Origin of the sequence: Pseudonocardia sp. Ae150A_Ps1 (assembly GCF_001932315.1) — a bacterium.
Lineage (GTDB): Bacteria > Actinomycetota > Actinomycetes > Mycobacteriales > Pseudonocardiaceae > Pseudonocardia.
In genome coordinates this window covers 3595921-3609590 of sequence record NZ_MCIJ01000001.1, presented here as the reverse complement: position 1 = coordinate 3609590, position 13670 = coordinate 3595921, and the positions used below count along the sequence as shown (strand labels likewise).

The following is a 13670-nucleotide window of genomic DNA, read 5'->3' as shown; positions in this document are numbered from 1 at the left end:
GGTCAGCCCGGGAGGACCGTCCCGAGGAACCCGGTGACGGCCGCCTCGTAGCCGTCCGGGTCGGCGTTCCAGCTGCCGGTGTGCTCGGTACCGGCGAACTCCCGGTAGGTGACCGGCCAGCCCCTGGCCGGCGCGGTGGTCGCGAGGTCGCGGCTGAGCTCGACGGGGACCGCCGTGTCGGCGTCGCTGTGCAGCAGGAGCGTCGGCGGGCGGACCGCGGGCGGGTTCCGGACCAGGTCGAACCGGTCCAGGTCGATCCCGATCCGCCGCTCCGTCAGCAGGGCCGCGAGCCCCGCCAGCGACGGCGGCAGCGCCCGGTTGCGGGCCTGCCTGCGCAGCCTGCGGCGCCAGTCGAGCAGCGGCGCGTCCCAGACGACGGCCGCGACCCGGCCGGCGTGCGCCGACCGGTCGAGGAACGCGCCGCCGACCGCGGCCCCCATCGACCAGCCCACCAGCACCAGCCGCCGGGCCCCGTGCACGACCGCGTAGGCCGCCGCCGCGGCGACGTCCTCCCACTCGGTGTCACCGAGGTGCGAGCGTCCGTCCGGCGCGGCCGGGGCCGTCCCGTCGCCGCGGTAGCTGACCACCAGCGAGGTCAGGCCGGCCGCGTGCAGGGCGGGCAGCATCCGCAGGGCCTCCCGCCGGGTCCCGCCGCGGCCGTGGACACACAGCGCCCAGGTCCCGTCGTCCGCTCCGGACGGTGGCGCGACCCGCCATGCCGGTGCCGGACCGAGGTCGGTGGGCACCTCGACCTCGTCGAACTCCAGGCCGCGGGCACCGGGATCGGGGTCGAATGGCCCGGCGTCGAGCACGGCGGCGCCGGTCTCCGGCACGGGTCCGGCCCGCAGCTCGCGCACGACCCTCCTGCGGTCCCGTTCCAGCACCGGCCCGACGACGCTCAGCCCCGCGGCACCGCGCAGCCCCCACACCCCGGGCTGGGACACGAGCCGGGTCCGCGCCAGCTCGACGGTCCCGTCACCGGCCGCGAGCACCCGCTCGGGCAGCCCCGGGTCACCGGAGGGGTGGAGCAGGACCGTGGAGTAGTGCCAGCAGACCGCCGCCGCTCCCCCGGCACCACCGAGTGCACCGGCCAGGACGCCGGCGGCCGCGTAACCGGGAACCGGCCGGGAGGACGGGATCGGAGCGGCGCGCACGCAGCCATCCTGCTCTGCACCTCGTTCGCACCACACGGGGCCTCTGCGAAAACGGTCGGTCACGACGGATCGCACCTATACGTGCGAGACCCCTCTCAGGTTGCCACTCGTTCGGGTGACATTAGCTTCAAGATCACTGCGTAGCGAAACCGGCACCCCCACCCATCGTTGGGCCGTCGGAGGGACAGTGCGGTCCCCCAGCTCCCCATGACCCCCATCAGTTCGAAAGGACGCGCGAATGAACTCGCTCGCCCGCAACGCGCTCCGGTTCTCCCTGGCCGGCGCGGGAATCGCCGTGCTGGGTGCCGGCGTCGCCGGTCAGGCCTCGGCCGCCGAGCTCCCCGAGATCCCCGAGGCCCCGGACGCGTCCTCGCTGACCGACGCCCTCCCGACCCCCGACGAGGACGGCACCGTCGCGACCGACGACAACTCGGTCACCTTCGGCCAGATCCAGGGCCCCGAGATGGAGGCCTCCGGCCTGCCGGAGCTCCCGACCGCGGACTCGCTGCCGGGCCTCCCGGAGCTGCCCACCGGCGACTCCCTGCCGTCCACCGACGCGCTGCCCTCGGCCGACTCCGTGCCGTCCGGCGTCCCCTCGGGCGCGCTGCAGGAGGCCGACCTGCAGGCCGCCGAGGACGAGCAGTCCGACGACGAGGAGTCGAGCTCCCCCGCCGACGCGCTCCCGACCGACGCCCTGTCGACCGACGCGCTCCCCACGGACGCCCTGCCGACCGCCACGACGCTCCCCGCGCCGTCGCTGCCCGGCGCCGACGCCCTGTCGACCGACGCCCTCCCGATGGACGCGCTCCCGACCGACGGCCTGCCGGAGCTCCCCTCCGCCGACGCGCTGCCGTCCGCCGAGGACCTGCCGCTGCCGGACGCCGAGGCGCTCCCCACCCTCTCGATCCCGGACGTCATGTACGTCGAGGCGCCGAACGTCACCCTCTGACGTCCGGTCTCCCCCGATCGTCGGTCGCCGGGCTCCCCGACCGGCACCCCACGGCCGTCCGTCCCCGCTCCGCCCGCCGCACCGGGCGCATGGCGGGACGGGCGGCCGTACCTCGTTCCGGGCGGGTCAGAACCCGCGGTGCCGTGGCTCCGGCGGCGGAGCCGGCACCACCGGTGCCCGCACGATCAGCTCGTAGCGGTCGAAGGCGCCCTCGTCGTCGCGCACGTGCCGGAGGAACCGGAACCCGGCCCGGCGCGCCACCCCGATCGAGGCCGTGTTCGCCGGATCGACGTCGATCGAGATCCGGTGCACGTCCCCGCGTTCGCCCAGGTAGCGGGCCGCGAGACGGACGGCCCGGGTCGCCAGCCCCCGCCGCCGGTAGGCCGCGTAGATCCCGTACGACAGTCCCGCCCGGCGGGCGAGGGGATCGAGCTCGGCGTCGATCGTCCCGGCCAGCACGGTGCCGCCGTCGAGCCGGATGCCGAAGCTGAGCTTCGGGCCGTCGTCGGCCCACCGGTCGATCGCGCGGCGCACGTGCGCCCGGACGGTCGCGGGCGTCCCCGGGCCGCCGCTCAGCCAGCGGACCAGCTCGGCGTCCTCGCCGGCCAGGTGCGGCTCCACGTCGTCCCAGCCGAGCGGGCTGAGGACCACCACGCCGTCCGCCAGCGTGTTCGAGGGCCTGGGCACGACACCCATCCTGCCGCACCCGTCGCCGTCCGTGACCGCACCCTCCCGGAGAATGACCCGGAGGCGGGATCAGGTCGTGGCCGCCTCCCTGACCCGGTACCGCACCAACAGCGTGTCGTCACCGGTGACGACACTGACCAGCTCGAGCCGGGCCGGGTCTATCCCGGCGCCGCGGGCGATCCTCCCCGCCTCCCCGGAGACGAGGAACGGCGCCAGGGTGAGGCGCAGCTCGTCGACCAGACAGGCCTCGGCGAGGCCGCCGAACAGCGCCGGGCCGCCCATGCAGTTGATCCGCCGCAGACCGCGCCGGCCGAGCTCGGCGACCGCCACGGGCAGGTCGACGGCGCCGTCGCCGGTGAGCACCACGTCGGCCCCCGCGTCGGCCCAGCGCCGCCGCAGGTCCTCGGGGGCGGCGGCGCAGGTCAGCACGATCGTCGGGACCAGGGTGTCGGTCAGCACCGGCGACGCCGGATCGAGGGACCGCCCGGACGCGGTGACCACCGCCGTGGACGGGATCGGGGCGAGACCGAAGCGGCGGCGCCGGTCGTCCATCCGGCCGCCGTGCTTCACCCCGGTGAAGCCCTCGGCGGTGGCCGTCCCGGCCGCGACCAGGACGACGTCGGCGAGGTCGGTGCCCAGATCCAGCACCGCCCGGTCCGGTGGGGTCGACAGGCCCGCCGAGCCGCCCGCGACCTCGACGGCCCCGTCCGCGCTGGACACGAAGTTGACGCACACCCGCAGCCGGTCGTCGGGGTAGGCGTAGAGCCGTTCGAGCTGTTCGGTGGACAGCGGACCGGCGTCCCCGGCGGGAAAGATCTGGTGGATCACGCTCACGCGAGCAGTCTCACCGCGCGCGACGGTCGCCGCTCGCCGCGCACGGTCGCGACCATCTCGCAGGTCTCCCGGGTGGCACGGGCCTGGTGCGCACGGACCATCGCGACGCCGCGGTCCGCGGCGATCGCGGTCGCGGCGAGCGTCCCGGTCAACCGCTCCTCCAGCGGGACGGCCAGCGACTCCCCGACGACGGTCTTGTTCGACATCGCGAGCAGCACCGGCCAGCCGGTCGCGACCATCTCCTCGATCCCGCGCAGCACCTGCAGGCTGTGCAGGGTGTTCTTGGAGAAGTCGATCGCCGGGTCGATGAGGATCCCGCCGGCCGGGACGCCCGCCGCCACCGCCTTCTCCGCGAGCGCGACGGTCTGGGTGACCACGGTGCCGAGGACGTCGGCGTAGCGGGGCCGGTGCGGTTCGGTGCGCGGGGTGACGTGATCGGTGTGCGCGCTGACGTAGCCGGCGCCGTAGCGGGCGGCGACGTCGAGGATCCCGCCGTCGGCCGCGGCCCAGTTGTCGTTGACGAGATCGGCCCCGGCCGCGCAGACGGCCTCGGCCGGTCCGGCCCGGAACGTGTCGACCGAGATCACGACGTCCGGGAACTCCCGGCGGGCCCACTCGACCGTCGGGACGACCCGGTCGATCTCCTCCTGCTCGGTGACCTCGGTGCCGGGGCTGGCCGGCACCCCGCCGATGTCGATGACGTCGGCGCCCTCTCGGACGACGGCGGTGATCCGGTCCCGTGCGGCCTGCTCGGCGAAGGTGACCCCGTGGTCGTAGAACGAGTCCGGGGTCCGGTTCACGATCGCCATGACCATCGCCCGGTCGCGGTTCCAGGTGCGTCCGCGGAACGTCAGGCTCGGCACAGGTCCTCCTCGCAACACGGCCGGGCCCGTCGGACCCGGCTCGTGTCCCATCTTGACCACCACCGGGCCGTCCCGGCCACCCGGTGCGGGCCGGGATCAGGCGTCGTCGCGCGCGTAGTCCCGCAGCGGCTCCTCGGCGACGGTCCGCGGCTCGGTCGCGATGCTCGTCCCGACCTGGCCGAGCAGCCGGGCCTCGTTCACCGGCAGCGCCACCGGGTCGACGGCGGGCATCACGGCCTGCAGGCAGGTCGCGCGGTCGATCCGGTCGGCGGACGCCGGGCCGTCGTGCTCCAGCGCGTCGGCGACGACGGCGTACCCGACCGGGTCGGTCGATCCCATGATCAGGTGCTCGGCGACGTGCGCGGGGCAGATCCGCTGCACGGGGATGTTGGCGGTCGCACCCTCGCCCCCGCGCAGCTCGGAGCTCGCCGCCGGCGGGAGGTTGGGGACGACGACCTCGTCGGTGACGGTGTAGACGACCGTGTAGTCGATCCCGGCGAAGGTCTCCGGCCCGTCGTTGAGGGCACCGAGGAACTGCGACCCGGTCTGCTGCTGGTGGAACGCCGGGACGCAGCCGGGCGCGCAGACTGGGTAGGCGTCGAGCGTGCCGTGGTTGGACGGGTCGATCCCGATCATGTCGGAGACCATGCCGCGGGTGTCCGGCCAGTACTTGAGCGCCCAGCGGGGCACCATGCCGCCCTGGCTGAACCCGACGACGGCGATCCGGTCGCCGGACTCATCGTGCATCGTGCGGACCGCGTCGACGATGTGCTCGGCCGCGACCTGGATGTCGCCGGTGGCGTGCCGCGGCAGCTCCACCCAGCAGTACGACCGGCCCTCGGCGGCGAAGGCGCGGGCGTAGTTCCAGTCGAAGTTGACGTCCGGGTCGAGCGTGGTGCCCGGCACGAGCAGGACGGGTGCGCCGGCCGTGTCGTCGGACAGGTCGCCGAAGCAGGTGAGGTCCTCCCCGACCCCGGGGGCGGTGAGCTCCGGGCCGGTGGTGCCGTCGTCCCCGGGGGACGCCACCGCCACCCCGGCCGCACCCAGCAGGCAGGCCCCGGCCGCGGCGAGCGCCAGCAGCACGGACCGCGCGGACGTCGTCGTCCGGATCATGGTCGTCCCCCGATCTCGATCTTCTGATCGGGCAACGACGCAGCGGCGCCCAGGTGACGCGCACCCGGACGTCCTGCAGCTCCGGGCCGGTTCTCGTCGAAACGATGGGATCAGTGGCGGGTCCGGGTGAACGTCAGGTGGGTGACACCGGTGGGTGACGACGTGGCCTCCACGGCGTAGTCCCGCTCGATGCCCTCCAGCCCGTCCCAGAGCCGCACGCCCCGGCCCAGCAGGATCGGCACGACGACGTGCAGGTGGTCGACGAGCCCGGCCGCGACGAAGTCACGGACCACGGTGGCGCCGCCCCCGATGCGGACGTCCTTGCCGCCGGCGGACTCGCGGGCCGCCGCGAGTGCCTCGGCGGGCGCCGCGTCGAGGAAGTGGAACGTCGTGCCGCCCTCCATCTCCAGCGACGGGCGGGTGTGCCGGGTGAGGACGTGGACCGGTGTGTGGAACGGCGGGTTCGGGCCCCAGTGCCCGCGCCACTCCGGGTCGGCGTGCCAGCCCGGAAAGCCGTACTTCCCGGCGCCCATGATCTCGGCGCCGATGCCGTCGTCGAACCGCTGGACGAACGCGTCGTCGACGCCGCTGCCGCCGCCGGCGCCCCACCACCGGGTGGCGAACATCCACTGGTGCAACCGCTGCCCGGTGTGACCGAACGGTTCCTCGCGGGTCCGTCCCTCACCGGTGCCGAAGCCGTCCAGGGAGACGGCGAAGTTGTGGACGCGGACGAGTGACATGACGGGCTCCTCAGGCGGCCGGGGCGTCGCTGCTACCCGTACGACGTCCCGGCGGCCCGGAACTCATCGGACGGCCGGGCCGAGCGCCTCCGCGAGGAGGGGCGCGCCGGGACCCGCCAGCCAGTCGTCGGCGCGCAGCAGCGACGGGAACTCCGCGCGGAGGGCGTCGAGGTCCGCGTGACCGGCGAGCCTGCCGTCCTCGAAGAGCGCCGCCAGCCGCCCGAGCACCGCGTCCTGCTCCAGCACCGCATCGGGCAGGCGGCTGTAGCCGATCGGACGGCCGGCGGCCCGGGTCAGGTGCTCGGCCAGGACCCTGCCGGTGACGGCGTCACCGGCGATGTCGAGGGTCCGGCCCGCGTAGCGTTCGGCCGCCCCGAACACCCCGGCGACGATCCGTCCGATGTCGCGGACCGCGATGACCTGGACGACCCGGTCCGGGGTCGTCAGGAACGACATCCGCCCGCGGTCGAGCCCCGCTCCGGGGGCCACCAGGAGCTCCAGGAACGTGGCGGGCCGGACGATCGTGGTGGCGATGCCCAGCTCCCGGACGCGGGCCTCGATCCGGCTCTTGGTGTCCAGATGGGGGACGCCGGTCGGCGTCGGCCCCGCGGCGACCGTCGAGCTGTGGACGAGGTGCACGACGCCGCAGCCCTCGGCGACGTCGGCCACCGTCGTCCCGAACCGGACCTCGTCCTCGTCCGTCACGGTGGCGCCGGCCTGGCCGGAGTTCGGCTGGACGCTGAAGACCCCGTGCGCGCCGGCGAAGGCCGCGCGGAGCGACCCCGGATCGTCGAGATCGCCGCGGACGGTCTCGGCACCGGCGGCGGCGAGGGACCGGGCCCGGTCGGTCGACGGGTCGCGCACGACCGCGCGGACCTGCCAGCCGTCGTCCAGCAGTGCCGCGGCGACCGCACCCCCCTGCTGTCCCGTGGCACCCAGCACGGCGACGGTCCTGTCCATGGTCACGTCCGGTCCTCCCCGAAGCCCCGGGGCGCACCGTCCTCATCGGTCGGGACGGTGTCACCCGCGTCGATGACGGCTACGCTAGAACCTGACACCGACGTCAGGTGCAAGCCTCGGACGGAGATCGACACGGGAGGCCGGGTGCGGATCGGCGAGGTCGCCGCCAGGGCGGGCGTCAGCGTGCGGTCGCTGCGCTACTACGAGGAGCAGGGTCTCCTGCGGTCCACCCGGAACCCCGGTGGCCAGCGCCGCTACCCGGACGGCGCCGTCGACCGGGTCGGGCTGATCCAGCAGCTCTACGCCTCCGGCCTGCCCAGCAGGGCCGTCCGCGAGATCCTGCCGTTCGCGGACTCCGGCGAGGTGTCACCCGAGCTGCTGGACCTCCTGGTCGCCGAACGCGACCGCCTCGACCGGCGGCTCGCGGAACTGCAGGACGTGCGCGACCGGCTCGACCGGTGCATCGGCGAGGCGCACGGGCAGGTCCCGCACGACCCCTGACCGGCCGAGGCCGCGCCGCTCAGGCCAGGTGCTTCCCCGAGATGGCGCGGGCGATCACGAGCTGCTGGATCTGCTCGGTGCCCTCGAAGATGTCGTAGATCTTGCTACGGGAACGGCACTTCTCGGCCTAAAGCCTTGAGCGAGACTGGTAGCCAGGTCAACGGACGTGGTTGACAGCGGACGCTAGTAAGCAACAGTCGACGCAGGACGGCCTGAGGACGGCCTACGCAAGACCGTGTCGAGGGACAGCTCGTAGCGCTCAGAGATTCAACCGGTCGACTCACTCTTCTGCTGCAGCGCCACTTGCCTCTCCGTACACTTCAGGGAGCATCGCGGGCGCCTGACGTTGAAACTGAAAATAGGGCTGGAACTGCTGCAGTCGATCTCTAATCACTTCGCGATCGACCCCCGCTTCCAACAGCAGAATAATCACCAGAAGCCAACGTAAGGAGTAGACCACTGCTGCATACTTTCCGGATGAGTCTGGCGTCATAAATGCAACATCACGATGAGCAAACTCATTTCGACAGTCTGTCACTACGCTCGACCACTTATCGAAGTCGTTCCCGAAGATTTCAGGAGCGATCTCTTCGACTTCGTCATGAAGTTGTCTGAGACGGTCTCGATATGAGGGCCTACGTAAGCCTTCGAGGCATCTCTTGGTTAGCTCAACCAGCCGTTCGGGCTCGCCAGACAGGGCTTCAACCACCAGGCTACGAACCCGCTTGAAGGTAGGCCTGTCAACAAGAGCAACAGCCTCACCTGATCGCCGCGAGTGTAAGCCTTCAGTCACCGAAGTGAGTTCGGCCAGAACTGTCTCAAGCCTAATAGATCGTAAGCCGACTGAGCTTGCAACAACAGGCGGAAGGGGACCGAGCCTCTCCACATTATCGAGCCAAGAGGCCAAGCCCTTGACTCCAACATCGTCCATCGTCATCAGGATGTCCCAGGGCTTGACCTCTGACTTCGCAGACGACTGCTCAAAAAGGGCCCCCGACAAGATCTGAACCCAGGTTCCATCATACGAGACGCACACATGAGAAGCTTCTGACTGACGGAAAACACACACAGTCACAAGAGTGCCAAGCGGAACCAAGTAGAGGCGTTCGACTTCACGATAATCGGAGGCTGGGAAGCCAGCAACTTCAATATAGATCCGACGAGAAATGCTGCCGCCAGTCGGACTCGGTGTAGTGTACGTTGTCTCGTAGTGAAGAGCTACCTCCGCTCCATTCTCAAGTTCTGCCGACTCGCGACTCGGCTCGTCGTAGACGAGTTCAGCAGATCCACCCTCGCGCAGCCTCGTAGTAAAACCGGGAGCCCGAGTCCATTCGGGCAAGTGTGACTGTTCGATTCGAACACCAGAAATCCCGCCGCTTTGATGACGATGTATGCCACGAACACCAAAGGCCGGGCGGAGAATCTGCAAAGAAGTCTCCATCGACAGAAGGTCACCGCTGCGATGGACTGTATAGCACTCGAATAGCGAGACCTTTTTATTGTGTCCTACTCGGAGGCGCCCAAAAATAGTGAGCAGCTCAACTTCTGGACCATCGGCAACACATCCATACTCCAGAACCACTTCACCAGATTCAGTCTCGCGTCGTTCTTTAACCTCGAACGCCGGGGTAACTGCACCTTCGAGTTCCAGACGAAGCTCGCTCGATAGATACAGTCGACCATGAACAGCATCCCCTTCAGATGACCCCGCCAGCCAGAAACTCCCAGGGATCCATTCCTCACCTTGCGGCATTCCACTACTCCTCATCGCCGCTGTCCTGGCCAATCCTTGACGGGCACCTGCGGCGTCCACCCGGAACCCTCGATCCCGCTACGAAACCAGCGTCGAACAGCAGCCTCGAAGCGTTACGGGACCGGAGCGGGATCGAGGCGCGCGGAGCGCGGGGTTGACGCTGCAGGTGCCCGTGAAGACGATTGTGGCCAGCGGGGATGCCCACCCGAGCCGTCTCATTCCCACCCTGCCGGCGCGCAGCCGGCGGCCCCGAGGTCCGCTCCGCACGGAGGCCGTCAGGCCGGAGGTCGCGGAGCGGTTGCCGTCCGGCCGAGTCCGGCCCCGCGCCCCGGTGGGGCGCGGCTTGAAGACGTATAGAAAGTTCTCACCACCCGCCAACCGCACCCGCCCGACCAGGCCGAACCCTGCCCCGCGCTCCTGCGCCGAGTCTCAGCTGATGCTTGACACCGACCCTGTCCGAGACCGGTTCAACCGGTAGCGTGTCGAGAGCCAGCAAGGACTCCCGCACGTTCTAGAATTGGTGCCAGTGGAATCGTCGGAATCGCTACCGCGCACGGCCAAGCGTGGTGAGCGCACGGTCTATGACAGCGAATGGCTCCGAGTGGGCCTCGCTGATATCGAGCCGCCCGATGGAAGACGTTTCGAGCACCACGTCGTCCACATGAAGCCGGTCTCCATCGCTGTCCTCGTCGATGACTCTGACCGCGCCCTGATGCTGCACCGGCACCGCTGGGTCACCGACGAGATCGGATACGAGTTCCTGGGTGGCCTGATCGAACCCGGAGAGGACCCGGCCGACACCGCACGTCGCGAGGCCGAGGAGGAGAGCGGTTGGCGCCCCTCCGGTCCCCCACAGCACCTCGCCTCGTTCCAGCCGCTGCCCGGGATGGTCGACTCCCCCACCCACATCTACCTGTGGCGCACCTTCGACCACGTCGGAGAGCCGTCCGACCTGGAAGAGGCCGGCCTCCTGGAGTGGGTCCCGCTGACGGAGCTGCCCGCGCTCGTCGCGGGGAACCGGCTTCTCGGTGCAGGCACCCTGATCGCTGCACTCCAGATCCTCGCCCGGCAAGCCGGTGTGGAGTTCACGCCAGGAGCCGAGTGACCCGGTCGATCCTGCGGAGCTGTCGGATCGAGCCCGTCCGCCGCGCCAGGTCCCGCGCCACCCGTGCGTGTTCCAGCGACGACACCCGCTCTCCCCGCGCCGCGTAGGACTGCGCGACGTCGCAGTGCAGGGACGCAGTCGCCCGTACCGACATTCCCGGAGTCCGCCCCAGCGCGCTCAACAGGGCGTCCAGCGCCCCGGAGTCCCCGAGACCGGCCAGGACGTTGCCCCGCCACCTCGCGAGCTGCCAGTCGTCGAGGGACACGTACGGAACCGCGCTGTTGTCCGGCTCCGCCGGCATCGCCTGCTCGGCCAGCCTCAGCGCCTCCCGGCACCCCACCGGATCACCTGTCGCCGCCAGTGCCTCCGCCTCGGCTGCGTGCAGCCACGCGCCCAGCAACCCCGGCACCTTCGACCCCGCGGCTGACCTCGCCGCCTGCACGAGCTGCAGAGCCAGCTCCGGACGCTCGACATCGAGCAGGTCGTAGGCCTGTTCGCCCATCGCATGCGAGAGCAGCGCGGGATCTCCGGACTCCCGGCCCGCGGTCTTGGCGAGATCGTGCAGCCTCCACGCCCTACTGGTGTCCCCGGAGTTGAGCACCTGCCAGCCGTGCAGCGCCGCGACATCGGCCAGCACACCGGCGAGCTGCTGCCGCTCGGTCTCGCTGATCACATGGGACATCAGGTCACGCACCGTCGTGACCAGGGTGCCGGTCTGCTCGATCACCATCTGCGACCCGAGCTGCTGATCGAGCCGACGCAGCCCGTCCACCTGCTGCTGGAGCCCGGACACGGTGACAGCGTCGACGACCGCCGCCTAGTCCAGCATCAGTTCGAGCCCCTGGGCCGGGGCCACCGACAACGGCGCAGGCGCCGCATCCGGGAACCCGAGTTCATCGGCGGTCCGTCCGAACAGGTCGCAGAGAAGCTGTCGGTAGTGCCCGGGCTTGCGCTTGCCGCGCTCCCAGTCCGACACCATCTGCTTCAAGCTCGCCCGGCTGACGCTCAACGCCGCACCGCGCGACTCGGCCAGACGCAACAGACGTCCCGCGAGCTGGTCCTGTGTCCAGCCCTGGGCCTCACGCGCTCCCCGCAGCGCTGAGCTCATCACCGGTCTCCCTCGTCTTCGGATTCCGCGCTTCTCATTGTGCCTGGTCAACGCGGTAAACGGAACGGTAAACACGAACCTGTTTACTATCGTGAATTTACGGCCTCACGTGCTCGCTGGTGTTCTGGTCTGGCACACCCCGTCCGGGGTGAGCGAACTGCCAAGTTGATCCCCAGAAGGAGCACAGCAGCCATGCAGTTGATTCTCGACACCAATGCCATGCGTTTCCAGGCGTCCGGCGGATTCGAGCCGCGTCTGGACAAGGACGGTGTCCACCGTCGGGACAAGAGCGGTGGCACGAACCACCCCCTGTGGGCCGTCAAGCTCGTGGCCTGGAGTGACGGCGACGCGGAGACGATCCTGGTCACGGTGGCGGCCGACAACCCGCCCAAGGTCGATCAGGGTCAGTTCGTGTACGTGGACCGTCTGCAGGCGATGCCGTGGGTTCAGAACGGCAACTCGCGGGTGGCGTTCCGTGCCAAGTCCGTCCTTCCCGAGGGAAACACCGGCGCGTCCAAGTAGGCCGCGATTCCGGTCCCGATCTCTGCGGAAGGGATGAGTGAACGATGTCCGACAACAACGGCACCCCGGTCACCGTGACCCCGATGGCGGAACGGCACGAGCCGTACCGCGCACCGGAAGCAAACATCTCGAAGGTGCACGACGCGATCTGCGGATCGCACTATTCCGTCGTGTTCGAGGCCGCTCACCAGGCCTCCAAGTTCGCCATCGAGGCGAACTCCTCGCAGGTCGACACGGCCACGAGGCTCGGGCACCTGGTCGACATGACCGAGTGCCTGGAGATCGCACTGACCCACGTCGGTCAGTGGAAGGCGGCGATGTCACACCGCCTGCACGTCGAGGACGAGCACAACTCCGGCTCCGGCTTCTAGCCGGCCTACCCGGACTCGCCCGATGAAGGGCAGAGGTGGACACGGGACCGCCGAGGTTTCCCGACCACATACGCGGCCCCGCGTCCGCCTCTGTCCGCCCTTCCACCCCGGTTCAGCCAGAGCAGTCGGAAGGACTGATCGATGATGGCACGTACCTCACGTGCGCAAGGCCGCTCCGGCGGCCGGAACTCGTCCCGGACCTCGTACCGGAGCGGGACGATCGAGATCTTCACCCGCCCACACCAGAACCCGTACCTGCGGGTCGTGGGCTGGATCATCCGCTTCCGAGCGGAACTGACCTGCATCGCCGTGATCCTGACGATCACGTTGGTCCTGCGGGACCACATCGGCCCCGCGAACACCGCCCTCGCACTGGGCTTCGTCACCGTCATGGTGATCGGTATCCCGGCGTCTCGCCGGTACATCACCGCCCGCTGCTGGGCCGTGACGACTCGCCATCGGATGCGGGCCTGCTTCGGCCAGACCCGGACCATGACCCACGACGGCAAGATGCCGCTGCTGCTGTGGTCACGGCCGTCCCCGGTCGGGGAACGCGTGCGAGTGTGGCTCCCGGCCGGTCTCTCGGTCAAGGACATCGACCAGGTCACCGACCGGATCTCCACCGCCTGCTGGGCCCGCACCACCCGGGTCACCCCGGTCCGCGCCCAAGCAGCACTCGTCGTCGTGGACGTCGTCCGCCGCGACCCGCTCACCGTCGGAGACATCGTTCCGACCGGTATCCACGACCTCGCCGACCTCACTGAGACCGAGGCTGACGAGCACATCACGCCCGAGGACACCGGCAACGTCGTCGCCCTGCCCTCCCGCGACACCCTCACCGGCGCCCGCACCACGGCGCCCGCACCACCGGCCGAGAAGAAGTCGGGACGCACCAGCGGCAAGAACGCCACCGCGCGTCGGCCCGCCGACGACGAGGACGCCGACCCGAGCCTGTAGCGCTCACCCGACCCGCCGCCCGGCGGGCCGGACCTCGGCGACCACACCCGCAC

Annotated in this window: 16 protein-coding genes; 6 read left to right on the top strand and 10 right to left on the bottom strand. The window is 70.5% G+C overall.

Annotated features, from left to right (window positions below; all coding sequences use genetic code 11):
• Positions 1 to 2: 2 nt before the first annotated feature.
• Positions 3 to 1154 (bottom strand): alpha/beta fold hydrolase, encoded by a 1152-nt coding sequence (locus Ae150APs1_RS16870; protein WP_075298868.1) that lies wholly within the window; start codon positions 1152 to 1154, stop codon positions 3 to 5.
• Between the two features lie 238 nt (positions 1155 to 1392).
• Here Ae150APs1_RS16870 and Ae150APs1_RS16865 point away from each other — a divergent pair, with 238 nt between their 5' ends.
• Entirely contained in the window at positions 1393 to 2103 is a 711-nt protein-coding gene (locus Ae150APs1_RS16865) for a hypothetical protein (protein WP_075298866.1), read from the top strand.
• A gap of 126 nt (positions 2104 to 2229) precedes the next feature.
• Here the strand turns inward: Ae150APs1_RS16865 and Ae150APs1_RS16860 are convergent, their stop codons facing one another.
• The 6 genes from Ae150APs1_RS16860 to Ae150APs1_RS16835 all read right to left on the bottom strand — a co-directional run bounded on the left by Ae150APs1_RS16860 (position 2230) and on the right by Ae150APs1_RS16835 (position 7300).
• Positions 2230 to 2790: a GNAT family protein gene (locus tag Ae150APs1_RS16860; RefSeq protein WP_170918100.1), complete on the bottom strand. Its 561-nt coding sequence runs from the start codon at positions 2788 to 2790 to the stop codon at positions 2230 to 2232.
• Between the two features lie 69 nt (positions 2791 to 2859).
• Positions 2860 to 3624 (bottom strand): dihydrofolate reductase family protein, encoded by a 765-nt coding sequence (locus tag Ae150APs1_RS16855; RefSeq protein ID WP_083680179.1) that lies wholly within the window; start codon positions 3622 to 3624, stop codon positions 2860 to 2862.
• On the bottom strand, positions 3621 to 4487 hold the full coding sequence (gene folP, locus Ae150APs1_RS16850; protein ID WP_010224605.1) for a dihydropteroate synthase: 867 nt from the start codon (positions 4485 to 4487) through the stop codon (positions 3621 to 3623). Before folP ends, Ae150APs1_RS16855 begins: the two co-directional genes overlap by 4 nt.
• 96 nt (positions 4488 to 4583) lie before the next feature.
• Positions 4584 to 5600, bottom strand: coding sequence for a lipase (locus Ae150APs1_RS16845; protein ID WP_075298860.1), 1017 nt, complete (start codon positions 5598 to 5600; stop codon positions 4584 to 4586).
• A 110-nt stretch (positions 5601 to 5710) separates the two neighbouring features.
• Positions 5711 to 6340, bottom strand: a complete 630-nt coding sequence (locus tag Ae150APs1_RS16840) for a dihydrofolate reductase family protein (protein WP_075298858.1) — start codon at positions 6338 to 6340, stop codon at positions 5711 to 5713.
• Between the two features lie 63 nt (positions 6341 to 6403).
• Entirely contained in the window at positions 6404 to 7300 is an 897-nt protein-coding gene (locus Ae150APs1_RS16835; protein ID WP_075298856.1) for an NmrA/HSCARG family protein, read from the bottom strand.
• Between the two features lie 144 nt (positions 7301 to 7444).
• Here Ae150APs1_RS16835 and Ae150APs1_RS16830 point away from each other — a divergent pair, with 144 nt between their 5' ends.
• Positions 7445 to 7801, top strand: coding sequence for a MerR family transcriptional regulator (locus tag Ae150APs1_RS16830; RefSeq protein ID WP_075298854.1), 357 nt, complete (start codon positions 7445 to 7447; stop codon positions 7799 to 7801).
• Positions 7802 to 8081: 280 nt separating this feature from the next.
• Here Ae150APs1_RS16830 and Ae150APs1_RS31290 read toward each other — a convergent pair whose 3' ends face one another.
• Positions 8082 to 9554 carry a HEPN domain-containing protein gene (locus tag Ae150APs1_RS31290; RefSeq protein WP_139316952.1) on the bottom strand — a complete coding sequence of 491 codons (1473 nt, stop codon included), beginning with the start codon at positions 9552 to 9554 and terminating at the stop codon, positions 8082 to 8084.
• Positions 9555 to 10080: 526 nt separating this feature from the next.
• On the opposite strand from Ae150APs1_RS31290, the gene Ae150APs1_RS16820 reads away from it, so the two are divergent.
• Positions 10081 to 10659: an NUDIX hydrolase gene (locus tag Ae150APs1_RS16820; protein ID WP_075298850.1), complete on the top strand. Its 579-nt coding sequence runs from the start codon at positions 10081 to 10083 to the stop codon at positions 10657 to 10659.
• Here the strand turns inward: Ae150APs1_RS16820 and Ae150APs1_RS16815 are convergent.
• On the bottom strand, positions 10640 to 11452 hold the full coding sequence (locus Ae150APs1_RS16815; protein WP_075298848.1) for a hypothetical protein: 813 nt from the start codon (positions 11450 to 11452) through the stop codon (positions 10640 to 10642). The two genes, Ae150APs1_RS16820 and Ae150APs1_RS16815, sit on opposite strands and share 20 nt — an antisense overlap.
• A 24-nt stretch (positions 11453 to 11476) precedes the next feature.
• Positions 11477 to 11767, bottom strand: a complete 291-nt coding sequence (locus Ae150APs1_RS16810; protein ID WP_139316951.1) for a helix-turn-helix transcriptional regulator — start codon at positions 11765 to 11767, stop codon at positions 11477 to 11479.
• Between the two features lie 192 nt (positions 11768 to 11959).
• On the opposite strand from Ae150APs1_RS16810, the gene Ae150APs1_RS16805 reads away from it, so the two are divergent.
• The 3 genes from Ae150APs1_RS16805 (at position 11960) to Ae150APs1_RS16795 (ending at position 13617) form a co-directional block, all read left to right on the top strand.
• Positions 11960 to 12289, top strand: coding sequence for a hypothetical protein (locus Ae150APs1_RS16805; protein WP_075298844.1), 330 nt, complete (start codon positions 11960 to 11962; stop codon positions 12287 to 12289).
• Positions 12290 to 12333: 44 nt separating this feature from the next.
• Positions 12334 to 12660, top strand: coding sequence for a hypothetical protein (locus tag Ae150APs1_RS16800; RefSeq protein ID WP_075298842.1), 327 nt, complete (start codon positions 12334 to 12336; stop codon positions 12658 to 12660).
• Between the two features lie 141 nt (positions 12661 to 12801).
• A complete protein-coding gene (locus tag Ae150APs1_RS16795; RefSeq protein WP_075298840.1) occupies positions 12802 to 13617 on the top strand; it encodes a hypothetical protein in 816 nt (271 codons plus the stop codon).
• Positions 13618 to 13670 lie beyond the last annotated feature (53 nt).